The organism is Stenotrophomonas maltophilia (assembly GCF_025642255.1).
Lineage (GTDB): Bacteria > Pseudomonadota > Gammaproteobacteria > Xanthomonadales > Xanthomonadaceae > Stenotrophomonas > Stenotrophomonas maltophilia_P.
On the sequence record NZ_CP106759.1, the window covers coordinates 1,306,891 to 1,326,335 of the forward strand.

The following is a 19,445-nucleotide window of genomic DNA, read 5'->3' on the forward strand; positions in this document are numbered from 1 at the left end:
CTTACGATGTTGCGGGATACCAAGAAGTCATATGACTACTTCTCGGAAAAAATAGCTTTTCAGTCGCGATCCATTCTTGGCTTCGTGTCTGGTATTCGAGAAGGGCGCTATCCTCCTGAGGGGGCGCTCAAGTGCTCAGGCAGCATTTTTACCAAGCAGCTTCAAGTGATGGTGATGCGTTACTCGAGGGGTGATGACATCGGTGGCCTGTCTGCGGATCTGGACGAGGTTCTCGCCGCTAGAGTCAGGATCAGGCGATGCGCAGACGGACTTCCTTTGGAAGGCCAAGCAATCCGATCTCTGTGGGAGGATCTGCGACTGGATAGATACGTCCAGTACCTTTGGTGGTTGGCATTCACGGTTGCAGTTGGAGCTTCGCGCGACTATCTGCATGAAATGTGGGTATTGATAGACAATACGGGGAAGGACAAACTTCTCGACAGCGTTGCCGTTGCGTCGGGCGGAGCAAAAAGGTCCATCCCCGATCAATTACTGTATCGGCACTACCTCCCGCTCATGGAAGCAATCGCCTCACCCTCGGACCGGCCCGGGCTCGTAAAGAAGTTCCTGGACGGCTGGTATGCAGGCAGCCGCAACGTGTACTGGCACGGGAACCACCATGACGACGACAGCGGCTACATGGGCTACTGGGCCTTCGAGGCCGCGCTGGTCGTGATGCTGTTCGACATCGACGATTCGAGCTTCCGCGACCACGAGTACTATCCGGCCGATCTGGTGGCCTATTACAGGCGTCAATCGGGCGCATGAACCTGATGGTCAGGCGGCTCAGATGTTTGCACCGCGTGCGGGGACGAATCGAACGCGGCGGCGATGCGATCAGCCAGCGGCTTCGTCGCCCGCGACGCGGTCGCCGGAGGTGAGGTAGTGCTGCATCGCCGCTACGGCGACCCTACCCGATACCGAGTGCCCAGCGGCCACATGGATGGCGAGGGCCGCGCACGCGCGCCGCAGGTGCCGCGTTCGGTGAGGCGAGGGCGCATCAGGCGATGCTGGACAAGGGCCTGACGCCAGTTGAACTGGACCGATGATGCGCGATAGCAGGAAATCCAAGGCATATTTCTCTGGAATCATCGAGTTCCGGCTGGATGAGGTTGCAGAGGTCGTTGATCGTATTGATTCACACAGGTACACCGACGTCGGACGCGCCAATGCATCGAGTTCCGTGTTTTCCCTGCTCCTTCAGATAATGGTCATGCGCTACTCGCGTGGCGACGATCTGGTTGAAGTACTGGGGGGGCTGGAAGAATTGCTGCTTGCAAGGCGGCGCGTTGATCTGTGCGCCGATGCCTTGGGCGCACAGGATCAGATGATTCGTGCAGTGTGGGAGGATCTTCGGCCGGACAGGTACACAAAGTACCTCTGGTGGTTGGCATTCTCGGTTGCCGCGGGTATGGAGGGCTCTTATGTGCGAAGTGCACTTGGCTTGATGAAGCACGCCGGGGAAGACGAGCTTTTCGACAGAGTTGCGATTGCATTGGGAGACACAGGCCGACCCGCTGCCAATCACGTGCTGTATCGCCAGTACCTTCCGCTAGCAAAGGCCGTCGCATCGATCCAGGACCGACCGGGGCTCGTAAAGAAGTTCCTGGATGGCTGGTATGCGGGCAGCCGCAACCTCTATTGGCACGGGAATCACCGTGACGACGACAGCGGCTACATGGGCTACTGGGCCTTTGAGGCCGCGCTGGTCGTGATGCTGTTCGATATCGACGATTCGAGCTTCCGCGACCACGAGTACTACCCGGCCGATCTGGTGGCTTATTACAGGCGTCGTGCTGGCGCAGGTATCTGATGGTCAGGCGGCTCAGATGCTTGCACCGGGTGCGGGGACGAATCGAGCGCGGCGGCGATGCGATCAGCCAGCGGCTTCGTCGCCCGCGACGCGGTCGCCGGAGGTGAGGTGGTGCTGCATCGCCACTACGGCGCCCCTACCCGATACCGAGTGCTCAGCGGCCACATGGATGGCGAGGGCGGCGCACGCGTGCCGCAGGCGCCGCGTTCGGCGAGGCGATGGCGCATCAGGCGATGCTGGGCAAGGGCCTGACGCCAGTGGGAAAGACCGATGGCGTGTATCGTCCGGGAGAGAATGGCATCGATGGGGCCTACAGCTACCCGGATCCGCCGCCTGACATACATTGGTGAGGAAAAAATCGGCGACACCGTTTCTTTGATCGGCCCGTGGGACGATGGCGCATGAGTGCGCAGCGTGACACCCGGATGCTGGAGCCGTACTTCACGGATTGGATCGATTATGACTCCGTGGAGGTGGCGCGTATTGATCATTCAATCGCGACTCGAGCCTATCCTCCCAAGGGATGTGTTCTCGGCGCGTCGGACGTGTCCGGTCGCATCCTTCGTCGGTTGGTCATGCGATTCTCAAGGGGCGACGCTATTGTTTTGCTTCATGATGAGCTGAACCAGCTGCTTGTTTCGCGTGCGCAGCTTCTGCATCAGTGTGATCAATTGCCTTTGGAGGACCAGAACTATCGTGCACAGTTCGAGGATCTTCGTGAAGATCACTACGTCGATCACCTCTGGTGGCTGGCGATCGCGGTCAGCGCCGGTATGGGTTCGACCTACCTTGCGAAGGCCCTAACGCTGATTGGGAATGCGGGAAAGGATCGACTCTTTGACGAAATCGCGATACTGCTGGTTGAAGACGGAAGAGTTCCGGGGAGGCAGGTGCTGTATCGCCAGTACCTCCCGCTCATGGAAGCAATCGCCTCACCCTCGGACCGGCCCGGGCTCGTAAAGAAATTCCTGGACGGCTGGTATGCAGGCAGCCGCAACGTGTACTGGCACGGGAATCACCGTGACGACGACAGCGGCTACATGGGCTACTGGGCCTTCGAGGCCGCGCTGGTCGTGATGCTGTTCGACATCGACGATGCGAGCTTCCGCGACCACGAGTACTACCCGGCCGATCTGGTGGCTTATTACAGGCGTCGTGCTGGCGCAGGAATCTGATGGTCAGGCGGCTCAGATGTTTGCACCGCGTGCGGGGACGAATCGAGCGCGGCGGCGATGTGATCAGCCTGCGGACGCGTTGTCGGTCCAGCATCAATCTAATCGGTGGCTTACGATGTTGCGGGATACCAAGAAGTCATATGACTACTTCTCGGAAAAAATAGCTTTTCAGTCGCGATCCATTCTTGACTTCGTGTCTGGTATTCGAGCAGGGCGCTACCCTACTGAGGGGGCGCTCAAGTGCTCAGGCAGCATTTTTACCAAGCAGCTTCAAGTGATGGTGATGCGTTACTCGAGGGGTGATGACATCGGTGGCCTGTCTGCGGATCTGGACGAGGTTCTCGCCGCTAGAGTCAGGATCAGGCGATGCGCAGACGGACTTCCTTTGGAAGGCCAAGCAATCCGATCTCTGTGGGAGGATCTGCGACTGGATAGATACGTCCAGTACCTTTGGTGGTTGGCATTCACGGTTGCAGTTGGAGCTTCGCGCGACTATCTGCATGAAATGTGGGTATTGATAGGCAATACGGGGAAGGACAAACTTCTCGACAGCGTTGCCGTTGCTTCGGGCGGAGTAAAAAGGTCCATCCCCGATCAATTACTGTATCGGCACTACCTCCCGCTCATGGAAGCAATCGCCTCACCCTCGGACCGGCCCGGGCTCGTAAAGAAATTCCTGGACGGCTGGTATGCAGGCAGCCGCAACGTGTACTGGCACGGGAATCACCGTGACGACGACAGCGGCTACATGGGCTACTGGGCCTTTGAGGCCGCGCTGGTCGTGATGCTGTTCGATATCGACGATGCGAGCTTCCGCGACCACGAGTACTACCCGGCGGATCTGGTGGCCCATTACAGGCGTCGTGCTGGCGACAGGACGTAGCTGTCCCTCCGCAGAGGCGCCAGGCGAGGGGTCTTCTGGTCCTGCCTGTGGTCACCGCCTGGGCTCGGGAAGGTGTGCCGGACCACGCCCTTCCGCCAGAAATCCGTACCGCCTGCACGGGTGAGCCAGAAAGCCCGCCGTTGCTGCCCGGGGGAGGGGGGCACGGCTGGGCAGGCGCGGCGGGCTGGCGTTTGCCCTATCATTCGCGCATCTCCCCAGACGCCCCCCGATGAGCCAGCCTGTTCCCGTCGGCACGCCGCCCCGCGCTGCCTGGGCATTTCCACCTGCCGCCCCGCCTGGCCGCAGTACCCGGCCGCCACTGCTGCGGTGATGGGCGGGCAGGGGGACGACGGGCGCTGGGTGGAGCGTCACGCGTGGGACTGGAGGGCGGTGCTGCGACACAGCCTTCTGTGGCTGCTGCTGGCTGCTGCATTGCCGTTGCAGGCACAGAGCGGTGCACCGCCGCTGCGCGACTACGCCATCGATGTGTGGACCTCGCGCAACGGCCTGCCGCACAACTCGCTGCGCGACATCGCGCAGACGCCGGAAGGCCATCTCTGGTTTGCCACCTGGGAAGGCCTGGTGCGCTACAACGGCCTGGATTTCACCGTGTACGACCGCAGCACGCGGCCCGGGCTGCGCGACAACGGCATCGGCGCGTTGTTCGTCGACCGTCAGGGCGGGCTGTGGATCAGCGACTCGCGCGGCAATGTCAGCCGACGTGGCAGTGATGGCCAGTGGCGTGTGTGGGAGCACCAGCCGGATACCCCGCAGGTACTGATCCAGTCGATGCAGATGGACAGCCAGGGGCGCCTGTGGCTGCTCTACGAAGGCAAGGGCCTGGGTTATCTCGCGCCGGACAAAGGCCTTGTCTATCAGGCGCCGGCTGCCGATCTGCCGATGGCGATGAGCTTCACCAAACTGGTGGTGGATGCGCAGGATCGGGTCTGGGTCGGCACGCTCGATGGCCTGGTACTGCGTGACAACGATGGCGTGCTGAAGCGCGCGCCCGCCGCCTGGGGGCTGGGCGCGGGCAGTGGCCTGTCCTGGCCGTACCGGGCGCCGGACGGTGCGCTGTGGATCGTGGCGGGCGAGCGCCTGTACCGGGTCGAGGATGACCGGCTGGTGCTGGTGCACCGGCTGCCGGGCCAGCTGCACCTGACCTCGATGCTGCAGGACCGCCACGGTGATCTCTGGCTGGGCACCGAGAACCAGGGGCTGCTGCGGATTTCCTCGCATGGACTGGAGCGGCTGCCTGCGGGCCTGAGCCTGCCGGGCGGGCGCGTGGTGAGCCTGCGCGAGGATGACGAGGGCAGCATCTGGGTGGGGGCCAACGGCGGCCTCTACCGCCTGCGCGAGACCCTGTTCAGCAGCTACACCGAGCGCGATGGGCTCAGCGGCGATTACGTGCGCACCGTGCTGGAAGATCGTGACCGCCAGCTGTGGGTGGGCAGTGCCAGTGGCCTGGATCGACAGAATGCCGATGGCCGTTTCCAGGCCATGCCGCTGCACAACCGCGGTGGCAAGGCGCCGTCGGTGCTGAGCCTGGCGCAGGGGCCGGACGGCGATCTCTGGGTGGGAACCTTCGGTGACGGCGTCTACCGCCTGTCCCGGGACGGCCGCCTGCGCCACAACTACGCCGCCGACGATGGCATGCCGGGTGGCAACATCCGCGCGATCAGCGTGGATTCGAGCGGGGCGGTCTGGGCCGGAACGCAGAAGGGAGTGGTGCGCATCGACGGCGACCGGGTGCAGGTGTCGCCGGTGGCGGGCATGCCGACCGGGCTGATCACAGCGCTGGAACACGATCACCAGGGCAACCTGTGGATCGGCACGATCGAGGGCATCCGCGTGCTGCGCGGCAACCGTGTGCAGGCGATCGATCTGGCGCCGCTGGGGGGCGGACGCAGTGTGTTCGGCTTCCACCAGCTGGGTGACGCGATGTGGATCAGCAGTGATCGTGGCCTGTACCGCTGGCAGGGCGGGCGGCTGGCCCGCGTCGGCCTGGAGCAGGGCATGCCGGTCGACGCGGTGTTCCAGCTGGTGCCCGACCGGCTGGGCAACGTATGGATCAGCAGCAACCGTGGCGTGCTGCGCACCGACATGGCGACCCTCAATGCCGTGGCCGACGGCCGCGCGCCGCGGGTGAGCGTGGAGCGCTACAACGAGATCGACGGCATGGCCAATGCACAGGCCAACGGCAGCTCCGGCCCCTCGGCGATCCTGCGCCAGGATGGCACCTTCTGGGTGGTCACCGCGGGGGGCCTGAGTACGGTCGATCCGCAGCGCCTGCAGCGCTTCCGCGAACGGCGGGCACCGCCAGCGGCGATCGAGAACGTGCAGGTGGACGGCGCGCCGGTGCACTGGGAGGGCGCCGAACGCAATCTGATTCCCGGTGGTCGTCGCCTCGCGGTGAGCTATGTCGGCCTGAGCTACCTGATGTCGGACCGGATCCGCTACCGCACGCGCCTGGATGGACTGGACAGCGGCTGGGTCGAGCGCGGTCCACAGCGCAGCGTGGAGTTCGTTGGCCTGCCACCGGGCGATTACACGCTGCACGTGGCCGCCGCGCACCCGAGTGGCGCCTGGGGCCAGCAGGAAGCCGTATGGAGCTTCAGCGTGGAGCCGTTCTGGTGGCAACGGCGCAGCGTGCAGGCGCTGGGCGGCATCCTGCTGCTGGCCGGGCTGGTGGCGCTGTACCGCTTCCTGCTGCAGCAGCTGAAGGCCAGCAACCTGCGTCTGGCTCGCCGCGTGGACGAGGCCACCTTCGACCTGCAGGCCCAGACCGTCCATCTGCAGGCGGTGAACCAGGAGAAGACCGAGCTGGCCGAACGCCTCGCACGGCAGGCCGAAGCGTTCGAGCGCCAGGCGCGGGAGGATGCGCTGACCGGATTGGCCAACCGCCGCGGCTTCGATGAAACCCTGGCGCGTGACTTCGCACGATCGCAGCGCAGCGGCCACCCGCTATGCCTGGTGGTGCTGGATATCGATCACTTCAAGGCTGTCAACGATCGCTACAGCCACAGTACCGGTGATGCGGTACTGGTCGAGGTGGCGCGGGTGATCGCCACGGCCTGTCGTGACTCGGACCTGCCTGCGCGCACGGGCGGCGAAGAATTCGCGCTGCTGCTCAACGACACCCGGCTGGAGGAAGCCGCGCAGCTGTGCGCGCGGTTGCGGGGGCTGTTCCATGACCACCCGGACTGGGCGGGCGTGGACGGGCTGAGGGTGACCTTCAGTGCGGGACTGGTCGAACTGGAGGCCGAAGACCGCACCCCGGCCCTGCTGTACCAGCGCGCCGACCGCGCGCTCTACCGTGCCAAGAGCGACGGGCGGGATCGCACGAGCATCGGTTGACGCGCCGGCGGTGCCGGCCCACGGTCGGCACCCACGCCTGCGCGGCGAGAGGGGCGCTGACGGTTACCGCGGCCAGGCGTTGGCGATCGTGCAGAACAGCCGTGCCGTCTGCTCGGTGTCGTACACCGCGCTATGCGCTTCGTTGGCATCCCAGCCCAGTCCCGCCGCATTGGCAGCACGTGCCAGCACCGTCTGCCCGTATGCGATGCCGGCCAGCGTCACCGTGTCGAATACGCTGAAGGGGTGGAACGGATTGCGCTTGTGCCCGGTACGGGCGACGGCGGCATTGACGAAACCGAGGTCGAAATGCGCGTTGTGGCCGACCAGGATTGCGCGCTGACAGCCGTACTTCTTCATTGCGGCGCGAACCGGGGTGAAGATATGGTCCAGCGCGGCGCGCTCTTCCTTGGCCAGCCGGAACGGGTGATCCAGGATGATGCCGGTGACTTCCAGCGACTTCGGATCGATTTCCAGCCCTTCGGCCGGCACGACATGCGCGCTGGCGGTCTGCCCGGGGAAGAGCAGGCCGTTCTCGTCCATCTCGATCGGCACCGCCGCGATCTCCAGCAGCGCGTTGCGCTGGGCGTCGAAGCCGCCGGTCTCCACGTCCACCACCACCGGCAGGAAGCCACGGAAGCGTTGTGACATCGCACGCTGCGCCTGCGGTACTGCGGAAACGGGGGCGACGTCAGGTGCGGGGGTGGGGTCGGTCATGCGTGGATTCTAGCAGAGCGTTCCTGAGCGCCCGGTGCGCGCAGCCGGATGGGGCGTTGCGGGCGGCGCGCCAATCAGCGGCATCGCGGACCGGCTCCCGCCCAGGTGCCCCCGCCAGCGCCATGCCGGGCCAGCAGTGCATCGACGCTCAGCCTGCCGGCGCCAGCGAACAGCAACGGCAGCAGCATCGCCATGAACAGCACGGGCAGTTTGAAGTTGCCGAAACCTTGGTCGCTGATTGCATACCCCATGGCGAGGTCGCCCAGCGAGTGCCATTCCATCGGCCAGTGCACCGCATGGGTCGCCACCACGGTCAGCACCAGCAGGCTGGCAGCGGCAAAGCGGGTGCCGAAACCGACGAGCAGGCAGGCGGCACCCAGCAGTTCGAACCAAGTGGCCAGTTGCCAGTTCAGCGCGGCCGGCAAGTGGTCGAATGGAAACGGAAAGGCCTGCTGCAGGTCGGCGAACCAGTTCTGGCCGTGCAGTTTCTCCAGGCCGGATTCGAAGTACTCCCAGGCCAGCAGTACGCGCAGGCCCAGCGGGGCCAACCAGGGGGCGAGACGGTCCAGCTGGCCACGCGCGGTGGCCAGGATCGGGTAGTTCATCGGGAATCTCCGGGAGTGGGGCGTCAGGGCGGCGGCGTGATCGGGCCGATTACGCCGGCTTGCAGGAACTGTTGCAGCAGGGCGGCACCGGCCTCGTCCAACGCGTGCTCCTCCAGCCCGTGTGCCAGTGCCAGCTGCCGCAGGTAGGTGTTGCCATCGGCGCCGGGCTGCTCGCCGATGCGGGCCAGCAGATGCACCGCCAGTGGGCTGAGGCTGGCGAAACGCACCTCACCGTCAGCATCGCGCCGGACCAGCAGGCCGGTCGGCTCGGCCGGAGCCGTGCGCGGCGCATCGTCCGCGCCAAGCCGGTGGACCGGCCATTGATACAGCAAGGGCCAGGCCAGCGGCGAACGCTGCAGGGCGACCACCCGAGGATCGATCGCGCCGGCCACCGGCAGCGGCTCGGCCTGCAGCTGGTACAACGCCGTTTCCACCCACTCGTAGTGGGCCAGCTCGGCCAGCGCCGGATGCGGAAGCTGCGGCTGTGCCTGCAGCCACTGCACGAACTCGGCGGCCAGTTCGGTGAACAGCGGACTGCGGCAGCGATGCGTCGCGAAGTAGCTGCGCACCAGGGCACTCCAGCCCGGTTCACCGAGCAGGCGCACGCAGACCGGGAACCCGTTGCTCAACAGACCCAGCAGGTTGTTGAACAGCAGGCGCTGGTACACCGCTACGCGTCGCGGCTCCATGCCGGCCGGCGCGGCCACGGTGTCCGGGTCGCGCAGATGGGCGGTGAACGCGTGCTGCTGCGCACGCAGCCGTTCCGGCGCTTCAGCCATGCGTGCTGCCTCCGGCTGGGTCGGCCTGCAGGCGGCGGATGGTCTGCAGCTCGCTCTGGAGCTCGGCGTATGGGGGGAAGTTGAAGTCGCGTTCGAGCAGGGTGGGGCGGGGGCCGATGCGCGCATAGGTACGTGCAAGCAGTTCCCAGACCGGATCGATCACGGCGCTGCCATGGGTGTCGATCTTCAGGTCCGGCGCTTCATCCAGGTGCCCGGCCACGTGCAGGCAGACGATGCGCTGTGCCGGCAGGCCGGCGATGAACGTGTCGGCGTCGTAGCCATGGTTGCAGGCGTTGACGTAGACGTTGTTGACGTCCAGCAGCAGGTCGCAGTCCGCTTCGGCAAGCACCGCGTTGGTGAAGGACAGTTCGTCCATGGACGGTTCCGGTGCCAGGTAGTAGGACACGTTCTCCACCGCGATGCGCCGGCCGAGCAGGTCCTGCACACGGGCAATGCGCGTGGCGGTATGGCGCACGGCTTCATCGGTGAACGGAATCGGCAGCAGGTCGTACAGATGGCCGTCGTCGCTGCAGTAGCTCAGGTGCTCGCTGTAAAGCGGCACGCGGTACTCGTCCAGGAAACGGCCAACCTGTGCCAGCAGCTGCGTGTCCAGCGGTGCACTGCCGCCCAGCGACAGCGACAGGCCATGGCAGCTCAGCGGATGCCGCGCCGCCAGTTCGGCCAGTGCATCGCCTGCCGGGCCGCCTACGTGGATCCAGTTTTCCGGCGCACATTCGAGGAAGTCGAAGTCGCCGGCCGGCGCCTCGCGCAGCGCCTGCAGCAGCGCGCGGCGCAGGCCCAACCCGGCGGCCGCCGCGGGAAGCGGCGACCGCCGGTGGACAGCGCTGGCGCGGACGTCAGTGCTTGCCACCGCACTTGCCTTCGCCGCACTTGCCTTCGGCCGCCTTCTTGTCGCCGGTGCTCTTGGCCTTGGCATCGGTGCCGGCGGCGGCCTTGCCCTTGTCGCCACCACACTTGCCTTCGGCGCTCTTGCCATCGGCGCCGCACTTGCCTTCGGCATGCTTGGCGGCGTCGCCGGTACGCGCGTCGGCGGCCTTGGCATCGGTGGCCTTGGCGGCCTGGCCGGCCACCAGATAGCCCTGCGCCAGATCGCTCATGCTCAGAGCCGAAGCGCTGGCCGTCATGCCCAGGCCGGCGACAAGGGCGGTAGCGGTCAGCAGGGACAGGGTCTTGTTGGTACTGCTCATCGGTTGTGCTCCTGGGTGGTGTGGGCAGGTGCCCGGGTGGCCGGCAGGGGTGCCGGTGGAAGCGATCGTGCGCCGATCCTACTCAACGAATCCTCGCAGAGAACTCAAATTTTCGTGAGATTTTCCGCGCAGTCAGGGGGCGGGGCCTTGCCAGGCAGGCGCGGCGCCTTTGGAAATGCTGGAAGGCCCAAAAAGAAAGGCCGCTGTCGCGCGGACAGCGGCCACTCTGGAGTCGACTCCGGTGTTGCAGTGCAGCGTCAGGGCTGACCGGTGCTGGAGGTTTCGTCGCGCTTCTCGCGCGGCGGCAGCGGCTGCTCTCCATGCACGAGGAACCAGACGTTCTCGGCGATGTTGGTGGCGTGGTCGCCCACGCGTTCCAGATTCTTGGCCATGAACAGCAGGTGGGTGCACGGCGTGATGTTGCGCGGATCTTCCATCATGTAGGTCAGCAGTTCGCGGAACAGCGCGGTGTACTGCGCATCCAGGCGCGCGTCATCCTCGCGCAGGGCCAGCGCCGCCTCGGCATCATTGTCGCGGTAGGCCGCGATGGCGCGGCGCACCTGCTGTGCGGCCAGCCGGCCCAGGGCGCGCAGGCCCTGGATCTGCGGCAGCGGCGGCACCTTGCCCAGTGCGATCGAACGCTTGGCAACGTTGGCCGCGTAGTCGCCGATCCGCTCGATGTCGGCGGGGATGCGCAGGCCCGCAAGAATTTCGCGCAGGTCGCGCGCCATCGGGCCGCGCAGCGCAAGGCGCATCACGTCGTGGCTGATCTGCTGCTCCAGTGCATCGATCGCCTCATCGTTGGCGATGATGCGATGGGCGGCGTTCTCATCGCGCTTCTCGATCACGTCCATCGATGCTTCGAGCTGGGCGACGGCCATCTCGCCCATGCGCACGATTTCGGCCACCAGGCGCTGCTGCTCTTCGTCGTAGCTCTTGACGATGTGGTCGTTGGGAAGATTCATGGTTGTTCCGTCATGTAGAGCCGGGCCATGCCCGACTGGCGTTGTCTGTGAAGAAGCCGCGGTCCGGTCAGCCGAAGCGACCGGTGATGTAGTCCTCGGTCTGCTGCTTGGACGGCTGCGAGAAGATCACTTCGGTGCGGTCATGTTCGATCAGGTCGCCCAGGTACATGAAGGCGGTGTAGTCCGATACGCGGGCGGCCTGCTGCATGTTGTGGGTGACGATGACGATGGTGTAATCGTTCTTGAGCTCTTCCACCAGCTGCTCGATGCGGCTGGTGGAGATCGGGTCCAGTGCCGAAGTCGGTTCGTCCAGCAGCAGCACGTCGGGGCGCAGGGCGACGGCGCGGGCGATGCACAGGCGCTGCTGCTGGCCACCGGAAAGACCCAGCGCGCTCTGGTTGAGCTTGTCCTTCACCTCGTCCCACAGCGCGCCCTGGCGCAGTGCCTGCTCGACGCGGTCGCTCATCTCACCCTTGGACAGCTTCTCGTGGTGGCGGATGCCGTAGGCCACGTTCTCGAAGATCGTCATCGGGAACGGCACCGGCTTCTGGAACACCATGCCTACTTTGCTGCGCAGCCGGTTCATCGGGAACTTCGGCGACAGGATGTTCTCGCCGTCCAGCAGCACTTCGCCGCGTGCTTCCAGCTTCGGGTACAGCGCGTAGATGCGGTTGAAGATGCGCAGCAGGGTCGACTTGCCGCAACCGGAGGGGCCGATCAGCGCGGTGACGCGCTTTTCCGGGATCTCCAGGTTGATGCCCTTGAGGGCGTGGAACTTGTCGTAGTAGAAGTCCAGGCCACGCGCAGCGAGCTTGACCGGAGCCGGGGTATGCAGGTTCTCGTGCGAGGCCGGCACGGCGATGCGCTGCATCGGCACGGCATTGGAAAGATCGTTCATGGTGGTTTCCACGGAAAGGTCAGTCATGGGAGATGCGGTTGCGCAGCAGGAGGCCGCGGGCGGCGAGGCTGACCAGCAACACGAAGACGGTCAGCACCAGGGCACCGGCCCAGGCCAGCACCTGCCAGGATTCGTACGGGCTGCCGGCGAACTGGTTCATCACCACCGGCACCGAGGCCATCGGCTGGAACACGTTGCTGTTCCAGTACTGGTTGCCGAAGGCAGTGAACAGCAGCGGTGCGGTCTCACCGGAGATGCGGGCCAGCGCCAGCAGGATGCCGGTGATGATGCCGGCCGAGGCGCTGCGGTAGAGCACCTGCACGATCACCTTCCATTGCGGGATGCCCAGCGACAGCGCCGCTTCGCGCATCTGCGAGGGCACCAGGCGCAGCATTTCGTCGGTGGTACGCACCACCACCGGCAGCACGATGAAGGCCAGCGACAGCGCACCGGCGAAGGCGGAGAACTGGCCGCCGGTCTGCATCACGTACAGGGTGTAGACGAACAGGCCCAGCACGATCGACGGGGCCGACAGCAGGATGTCGTTGACGAAGCGGACCACGGTGCCGGCCTTGCGGGCATTGCCGTACTCGGCCAGCCAGGTGCCGGCCAGGACACCCAGCGGGGTGCCGATGCCGATCGCCAGCGCACACATCACCGCGCTGCCGAAGAAGGCGTTGGCCAGGCCGCCTTCCTGCATCGGCGGCGGTGTCATCTTGGTGAACAGGTCCAGGTTGATGCCGGCCAGGCCCTTCGCGGCCAGGGTGAACAGGATCCAGCCCAGGAAGAACAGGCCGAACAGCGCGGTGGCGCAGGACAGCGCGATGGCGACGACATTGCCGATGCGACGGCGCAGGTACAGCGAGTCAGCGGTGGTGGACATCAGTTGCCCTCCTTGCGGGCCAGGCGCATCAGCATCAGGCGGGCGATGGCGAGCACCACGAAGGTGACGATGAACAGGACGAAGCCAAGCAGCAGCAGCGCCGACCGGTAGGTTTCGGTGGCCTCGCCGAAGTCGTTGGCGATCAGGGCGGCGATGGTGGTGCCCGGCTCCAGCAGTGACGGCGACAGGCGCACGCTGTTACCGATCACGAAGGCCACGGCCATGGTCTCGCCCAGTGCGCGGCCAAGGCCGAGGAAGACGCCGCCGATCACCGCCGAACGGGTGTAGGGCAGCACGATGTCCCAGCTCACTTCCCACTTGGTCGACCCCAGCGCATAGGCCGATTCCTTCAGGCGGGTCGGTACGGTCAGGAACACCTCGCGCATGACCGAAGAGATGAACGGGATGACCATGATGGCCAGCACGAAGCCGGCGGTCAGCATGCCGATGCCCAGCGGTGGGCCCTGGAAGATCGGGCCGATGACCGGCCATTCGCCCAGCGTTTCGTTGAGGAACGGGGTGACGTACTCGGTCATCACCGGCACCAGCACGAACAGGCCCCACATGCCGTAGATGATGGAGGGAATGCCTGCCAGCAGTTCGATGGCGGTGCCGACCGGCCCCCGCAGCCAGCGTGGCGCCACTTCGGTCAGGAAGAACGCGATGCCGAAGCTGACCGGCACGGCGATGACCATCGCGATCAGCGCGGTGACCAGGGTGCCGTAGATCGGAGCGAGCGCACCGAACTTGTTTTCGACCGGATTCCAGTCGGAAGAGAAGAAGAAGCTCAGGCCCTGCATCTGCAGGGCATGACGGCCGCCCCACAGCATCGACAGAGCCGCGCAGGCCAGGGCGATCAGGACGAAGATGACGGTGCCGACCAGCACCCATCGGAACAGTTTGTCGTTGCGGGCATCACGCGCGTCACGCGTGGACGGGGCGGCTACAGGCTGGGCGATGGCATTCATGGGGACGGCAGGGCCAGGAAGGGGCGGGGCGGCACGGCGTGGAAGACACGGTGCCCGCACGCGGCGGGCACCGTCGGGTCCATCACTTCAGTTCGGTCGCCCAGTAGGCCTCGATCTGCGTGACCAGTTCGGCCGGCAGCGGCACATAGTGCAGCTCGTTGGCCTGGGCCTGGCCGTTCTCGAAGGCCCACTTGAAGAAGGCCAGGGTGTCCTGGTTGCGCTTGGCATCCTTCGGCTGCTTCTGCATCAGCATGAAGTTGGTGGCGGTGATCGGCCACGCCTGCTCACCCGGGGCATTGGTGATGACCAGATTGAAGTCCTTGGCGCTGGCCCAGTCGGCGCTGGCGGCCGCAGCGGCGAAGGTCTCCGCGCTCGGCTGCACCCAGGTGCCGGCGGCATTCTGCAGCGAGGTGTACGGCATGGCGTTCTGCAGCGCGTAGGCCAGTTCGACGTAGCCGATCGAGCCCTTGATCTGCTTGACGTACGAGGCGACGCCTTCGTTGCCCTTGCCGCCCACACCGTCCGGCCACTGCACCGAGGTGCCTTCGCCGACCTTGCTCTTCCACTCCGGGCTGACCTTGGACAGGTAGTTGGAGAAGTTGAAGGTGGTGCCCGAGCCGTCCGAACGGTGGACGATGGTGATCTTGCCGTCCGGCAGGGTCACGCCAGGGTTGGCAGCGACGATCGCCGGGTCGTTCCAGGTCTTGACCTTGCCGAGGAAGATGTCGGCCAGCAGGGCGCCGCTCAGGCGCAGCTTGCCCGCTTCCAGGCCTTCGATGTTGACGACCGGCACCACGCCGCCGATGGCCGACGGGAACTGGGCCAGACCGGCCTGCGCCAGCTCCTCGCTGCTCAGCGGCTTGTCGGACGAGCCGAAGTCGACCGTGCCGGCCTTGATCTGGGCGATGCCGCCGCCGGAACCGATGGACTGGTAGTTGATCTTGGCGCCGGTGCTGGCGTTGTAGTCGGCCGACCACTTCGACACCAGCGGGAAGATGAAGGACGCGCCGGCGCCGGAGACTTCGGCGGTCACCTTCGCACCGGCGGCAGCCGGGGCAGCGGCACCGTCGGCGGCCGGCTGCTGCGCGGCCTGCTTGTCGCCACCGCAGGCCGACAGGCCCAGGGCGATGGCCAGGGAAAGGGCGGCGAGGCCGGCCGAGTGCAGTTTCATGGTCACTCCATAGCGGGGAAGAGCCGACGGCGTCGGCGGATGCGGCTATGAAATGATGTTTTTGTTACAGCCGTATGACGTCCATGACAGAGGTGTCCTGGATCACGTTCCGACAAGGGTTTCACAGGGGCCTCGCCCACTGCGGACATCCCCGGAGACCGCCGCGGCCGCCCGATCTGCGCACCGGCAGGGTTGCCCCGGGCCGGTGCAGGATCGTGCCCCACGCCCCGCTGCGACGGCAGGCCGGACCCCACAAACGAGAAGAGCGCGAGATCCCGAGGATCTCGCGCCCGGTGGGGCCGGCGGGGGAGAGAGGACCCGCCGGCCCCGCTCCTGCGGGGGAGGTCTTGCTCAGTACTTCAGGTTCTGGGTCCAGTAGGTCTCGATCTGGCGGACCAGGGTGTCCGGCAGCGGCACGTAATCAAGCTGCTTGGCCTGCTGGTCGCCGTTCCTGTAGATCCAGCGGAAGAACTCCTGCGTGGCCTTGGCACCGGCGACGTTCTTCGGCTGCTTGCGGACCAGGATGAAGTTGGTGGCGGTGATCGGCCACGCATCGGCACCCGGGGCATTGGTCATCACCAGGTAGAAGTCACGGGCATTGGCCCAGTCGGCGCTGGCGGCGGCGGCCGAGAACGAGGCGTCCGACGGCTGCACGATCTTGCCCGCGGCGTTCTTCATTGCCGCGTACGACATCTTGTTCTGCAGCGCATAGGACAGCTCGACGTAGCCGATGCCACCCTTGATCTGCTTGACGTAGGCGGCCACGCCTTCGTTGCCCTTGCCACCGATGCCCGCCGGCCACTGCACCGAGGTGCCTTCACCGACCTTGCTCTTCCACTCCGGGCTGACCTTGGACAGGTAGTTGACGAAGTTGAAGGTGGTGCCCGAACCGTCGGAGCGGTGCACGATGGTGATCTTGCCGCTGGGCAGGGTCAGGCCCGGGTTCAGTGCAGTGATGGCCGGATCGTTCCAGGTGGTGATCTTGCCCAGGAAGATGTTGGCCAGGGTCGGGCCATCGAGCTTCAGCGCACCCGGCGCGACGCCGGCGACGTTGATCACCGGCACCACGCCGCCGATCACCGACGGGAACTGGGCCAGGCCGGCCGCAGCCAGTTCTTCCGGCTTCAGCGGCGCGTCGGAGGAACCAAAATCGACGGTCGCTGCCTTGATCTGGGCAATGCCGCCGCCGGAACCGATCGACTGGTAGTTGACCTTCTTGCCGGTGGCGGTGCTGTAGTCCGCCGACCACTTGGACATCACGGGGTAGATGAAGGAGGCGCCCGCGCCGGTGACATCGGCAGCATTGGCGGCGAACACGGACGACGCGGCCAGGATGGCGACAGCGGCGCGCGACTTGAAGGCGTGGATCACGGGAGAGACTCCTGGGGTGGTCGAAGGGCGGTTGCCCAACGTATCGGTGCACATTCCATAACGATTCCGTGACACGGAAAGGTCTGTCATATGACGCTGGTGTGACATCGGATGAGGGGGGCGCGCTGCGGTACAGGCGCTACCGCACGTGGCAAGGGCACGACCGCAGTCGTGCCCTTGCCGGTGCGTGATGCGATGACGCGGGGTCTTACCAGAAGAACTGCGCGCGGGCTTCCAGGATGTTCGGATCGTCATTGACGAAGCCGCGGGCGCTGGAGCTGTACTTCTTGCTGTCGACCTTCACGTAGTTCAGCATCAGCTTGAAGTTCGAGCGCCAGTACCAGTTGGCGCCGACGGTCCACACATCCATCTTGCCGCCGAGCACGCCATCGACGATCGGCGGGCGACCGGCGACCGGGTTCGCGGCCAGGTTGCCGTCGTTGAGGTCCATGTGGTCGTAGCGCACGCCCAGCTGCCACTGGCCGCTGGCCGGGTTGTTCGGCAGGCCGGTGCCGGGCGTGCCACCCTTGTAGCTCCAGGTCTCGCCGGTGACATTCCACAGGCCGCTGATGTAGTAGCCGTCGCTGGTGTAGTTGTCGTGGTCGTAGCGCTTGGCCTTGCTGGTGTAGTACTCGGCCTGGGCCTTGAACGGGCCCTGGAAGTACATGGCTTCGGCGCCGACGGTGCTGACGCGGTCGGTGTCGGTCAGGTTGCCGCTGTCGATCAGGCGGGCGGTGGCCAGGTCGGCGTTCGGACGTGCGCGCACGCGCAGGGTGTCGGCGTCGGCGTCGTAGTCCACGTAGCTCAGGCCGAAGTGCAGGACCTGGCCCTTCTCGTTGATCGGAGCCCAGGTGCCACGCGCACCGTAGCCGCTGCCATGGGCCAGGTTGCGGGTCAGCTCGCGGCCGAAGGCGCTGGCGGTGACCGACCAGTTGTCCTGGCCGTAGCTGTAGGCGCCACCCAGGCGGCGGGCGATCGCGTAGGTGTTGGTGACCGCGGCCTTGGAGATGAAGTCGTTGTTCTTGGTGCTGGACAGCTCTTCCAGACTGTTGGGCTGCTTGAACTGGCCGACCTGGATGAAATGGTTGGCATTGCCCAGCAGTTTGTACTTCACGTTGGTGTCGAGGAACTTGTCCGCCTTGGCGTCGTAGCCGAGCACCCACTCCACGTTGCCCGGGCCCTTGCCCTTGAGCACCAGCTCGGCGCGGCGCAGCTCGAACTCGCTGTCCTTGCCGTTGCCGGCATCGCCACCATTGAGGTCCACGACGTCGTTGTGGAACCAGTTGCCGTCGGCCTGGACCAGGCCTTCGAAGGTGATTTCCGAACCGCCGATCACGTCGATGGCGACTTCAGCGTGGGCAGCCGGCACATAGAGCGCAGCGGCCACGGCCACCGTCAGGAGTTGGTGATGCAGTTTCATGGAGAGGAGCCTTGCAGGCAGGTGGGAAGATGCGCGCAGGCTAGAAGGTAAAGATTGCGTAAATGTGACAGTTTCCGCGCGCAGTCTGTCCGCCGCGACCCTTGCCACGACTGGGCCCGGCATTGATGCCGGGCCGATATGACGTGGGGATTGCGCTGCGATGGCATTTACCCGCAGGCGCTGCGGGATGCCTCAGGGGGCCGGTGTCTTGTCCTTGAAGCGGCACAGATCAGCGATCACGCATCCCGGGCAGTCCGGCTTGCGTGCCTTGCAGACGTAGCGTCCGTGCAGTATCAACCAGTGATGTGCGTCGAGCAGGAATTCATCAGGAATCGCCTTGACCAGCCTGTCCTCGACTTCGCGCACGTTCTTTCCCGGCGCCAGTCCCGTGCGGTTCGCAACGCGGAAGATGTGCGTATCCACCGCCATCACAGGTTCGCCGAAAGCCGTGTTGAGCACGACGTTGGCGGTCTTGCGGCCGACGCCGGGCAGGGCTTCCAGTGCCTCGCGTTCGCGTGGTACTTCACCGCCATGTTTCTCCAGCAGGATCGCGCAGGTGGCGATCACGTTTTTCGCCTTGGCGTTGAACAGGCCGATGGTGGCGATGTATTTCTTCAGTCCGTCCTCGCCCAGCGCCAGGATCTGCGCGGGCGTGTTGGCAACGGGGAACAGGCGGCGCGTGGCCTTGTTGACGCCGACATCGGTGGCTTGGGCCGACAAGGCCACCGCCACCAGCAGTTCGAACGGCGAGCTGTATTCCAGTTCGGTCTTCGGATGCGGGTTGAGTTCGCGCAGGCGCGTGAACATTTCCACCACGTCGGCGCGCGGCATGCTGCTGCCACGCCGCGCTGGCGCGCGGGCGGCCTTCTTCGCGGTGGCCATCAGCGCTCCTTGCCGGTGGCGCGTGCCTTGGCACGGGCGAGGATGGCGGCCGCGGCGGCGGGCAGCGCAGGTTTCACGTCCGGCGCCGGGCGCGGCGTGCGACGCGCATCGCGTTCGGCGTCGCGGCGGGCCAGGCGCACCGCGCGTGCGCGGTAACGGTCACGTGCGGCCCACGCGCGCTGCAGCTGCTGCCGCGCCTGGCTGAGCACCTCCGGCAGTTCCGGGTGCCCGGGAACCTCGTGTGTGTCGCCTTCGTTGGCGACATAGTCCATCAGACCGGCCTGCAGGGCACCATCAAGATCGTCTGCCTGGACCCGGGCGAACAGCAGCGCGGGGTTGGGTCGGGATGCCAT

At 65.6% G+C, this 19,445-nt stretch carries 19 protein-coding genes; 5 read left to right on the plus strand and 14 right to left on the minus strand.

Annotated features, from left to right (window positions below; all coding sequences use genetic code 11):
• The first annotated feature begins 6 nt into the window (after positions 1-6).
• From N8888_RS06035 to N8888_RS06055, 5 genes are all read left to right on the plus strand, one after another.
• Positions 7-768, plus strand: coding sequence for a PoNe immunity protein domain-containing protein (locus N8888_RS06035; protein WP_263177875.1), 762 nt, complete (start codon positions 7-9; stop codon positions 766-768).
• A 277-nt stretch (positions 769-1,045) separates the two neighbouring features.
• Positions 1,046-1,813: a PoNe immunity protein domain-containing protein gene (locus N8888_RS06040; RefSeq protein ID WP_128987823.1), complete on the plus strand. Its 768-nt coding sequence runs from the start codon at positions 1,046-1,048 to the stop codon at positions 1,811-1,813.
• 401 nt (positions 1,814-2,214) lie between these two features.
• Positions 2,215-2,988, plus strand: a complete 774-nt coding sequence (locus N8888_RS06045; protein WP_197601367.1) for a PoNe immunity protein domain-containing protein — start codon at positions 2,215-2,217, stop codon at positions 2,986-2,988.
• Between the two features lie 115 nt (positions 2,989-3,103).
• The gene (locus N8888_RS06050) at positions 3,104-3,871 is read left to right on the plus strand and encodes a PoNe immunity protein domain-containing protein (protein ID WP_263177876.1); all 768 of its coding nucleotides are present in this window, start codon (positions 3,104-3,106) and stop codon (positions 3,869-3,871) included.
• A 330-nt stretch (positions 3,872-4,201) separates the two neighbouring features.
• Positions 4,202-7,228: a ligand-binding sensor domain-containing diguanylate cyclase gene (locus tag N8888_RS06055; protein ID WP_065181197.1), complete on the plus strand. Its 3,027-nt coding sequence runs from the start codon at positions 4,202-4,204 to the stop codon at positions 7,226-7,228.
• Positions 7,229-7,291: 63 nt separating this feature from the next.
• Here the strand turns inward: N8888_RS06055 and rnt are convergent, their stop codons facing one another.
• The 14 genes from rnt to N8888_RS06125 all read right to left on the minus strand — a co-directional run bounded on the left by rnt (position 7,292) and on the right by N8888_RS06125 (position 19,445).
• A complete protein-coding gene (rnt, locus tag N8888_RS06060) occupies positions 7,292-7,876 on the minus strand; it encodes a ribonuclease T (RefSeq protein ID WP_053518226.1) in 585 nt (194 codons plus the stop codon).
• A 140-nt stretch (positions 7,877-8,016) separates the two neighbouring features.
• Entirely contained in the window at positions 8,017-8,547 is a 531-nt protein-coding gene (locus N8888_RS06065; protein WP_111185747.1) for an HvfX family Cu-binding RiPP maturation protein, read from the minus strand.
• Between the two features lie 23 nt (positions 8,548-8,570).
• The gene (locus tag N8888_RS06070) at positions 8,571-9,326 is read right to left on the minus strand and encodes an HvfC family RiPP maturation protein (RefSeq protein ID WP_128987826.1); all 756 of its coding nucleotides are present in this window, start codon (positions 9,324-9,326) and stop codon (positions 8,571-8,573) included.
• On the minus strand, positions 9,319-10,197 hold the full coding sequence (locus N8888_RS06075) for an HvfB family MNIO-type RiPP peptide maturase (RefSeq protein ID WP_253119040.1): 879 nt from the start codon (positions 10,195-10,197) through the stop codon (positions 9,319-9,321). The genes N8888_RS06070 and N8888_RS06075 overlap by 8 nt, the downstream gene beginning before the upstream one ends.
• Entirely contained in the window at positions 10,184-10,534 is a 351-nt protein-coding gene (locus N8888_RS06080; RefSeq protein WP_053518199.1) for an HvfA family oxazolone/thioamide-modified RiPP metallophore, read from the minus strand. The genes N8888_RS06075 and N8888_RS06080 overlap by 14 nt, the downstream gene beginning before the upstream one ends.
• Positions 10,535-10,791: 257 nt before the next feature.
• Positions 10,792-11,499, minus strand: a complete 708-nt coding sequence (gene phoU, locus N8888_RS06085) for a phosphate signaling complex protein PhoU (protein WP_053518201.1) — start codon at positions 11,497-11,499, stop codon at positions 10,792-10,794.
• 67 nt (positions 11,500-11,566) lie between these two features.
• On the minus strand, positions 11,567-12,397 hold the full coding sequence (gene pstB, locus N8888_RS06090; protein ID WP_053518202.1) for a phosphate ABC transporter ATP-binding protein PstB: 831 nt from the start codon (positions 12,395-12,397) through the stop codon (positions 11,567-11,569).
• Between the two features lie 19 nt (positions 12,398-12,416).
• Complete coding sequence (pstA, locus tag N8888_RS06095) at positions 12,417-13,280, minus strand: phosphate ABC transporter permease PstA (RefSeq protein ID WP_053518203.1); 864 nt, start codon at positions 13,278-13,280, stop codon at positions 12,417-12,419.
• Positions 13,280-14,248, minus strand: coding sequence for a phosphate ABC transporter permease subunit PstC (gene pstC, locus N8888_RS06100; RefSeq protein WP_053518204.1), 969 nt, complete (start codon positions 14,246-14,248; stop codon positions 13,280-13,282). The genes pstA and pstC overlap by 1 nt, the downstream gene beginning before the upstream one ends.
• 82 nt (positions 14,249-14,330) lie before the next feature.
• A complete protein-coding gene (pstS, locus tag N8888_RS06105) occupies positions 14,331-15,419 on the minus strand; it encodes a phosphate ABC transporter substrate-binding protein PstS (RefSeq protein WP_053518206.1) in 1,089 nt (362 codons plus the stop codon).
• Between the two features lie 351 nt (positions 15,420-15,770).
• A complete protein-coding gene (gene pstS / locus N8888_RS06110) occupies positions 15,771-16,790 on the minus strand; it encodes a phosphate ABC transporter substrate-binding protein PstS (RefSeq protein ID WP_065174722.1) in 1,020 nt (339 codons plus the stop codon).
• A gap of 208 nt (positions 16,791-16,998) precedes the next feature.
• A complete protein-coding gene (locus tag N8888_RS06115; RefSeq protein ID WP_053518208.1) occupies positions 16,999-18,210 on the minus strand; it encodes an OprO/OprP family phosphate-selective porin in 1,212 nt (403 codons plus the stop codon).
• Between the two features lie 192 nt (positions 18,211-18,402).
• The gene (gene nth / locus N8888_RS06120; protein ID WP_065181202.1) at positions 18,403-19,092 is read right to left on the minus strand and encodes an endonuclease III; all 690 of its coding nucleotides are present in this window, start codon (positions 19,090-19,092) and stop codon (positions 18,403-18,405) included.
• Entirely contained in the window at positions 19,092-19,445 is a 354-nt protein-coding gene (locus N8888_RS06125; RefSeq protein ID WP_053518210.1) for a hypothetical protein, read from the minus strand. Before N8888_RS06125 ends, nth begins: the two co-directional genes overlap by 1 nt.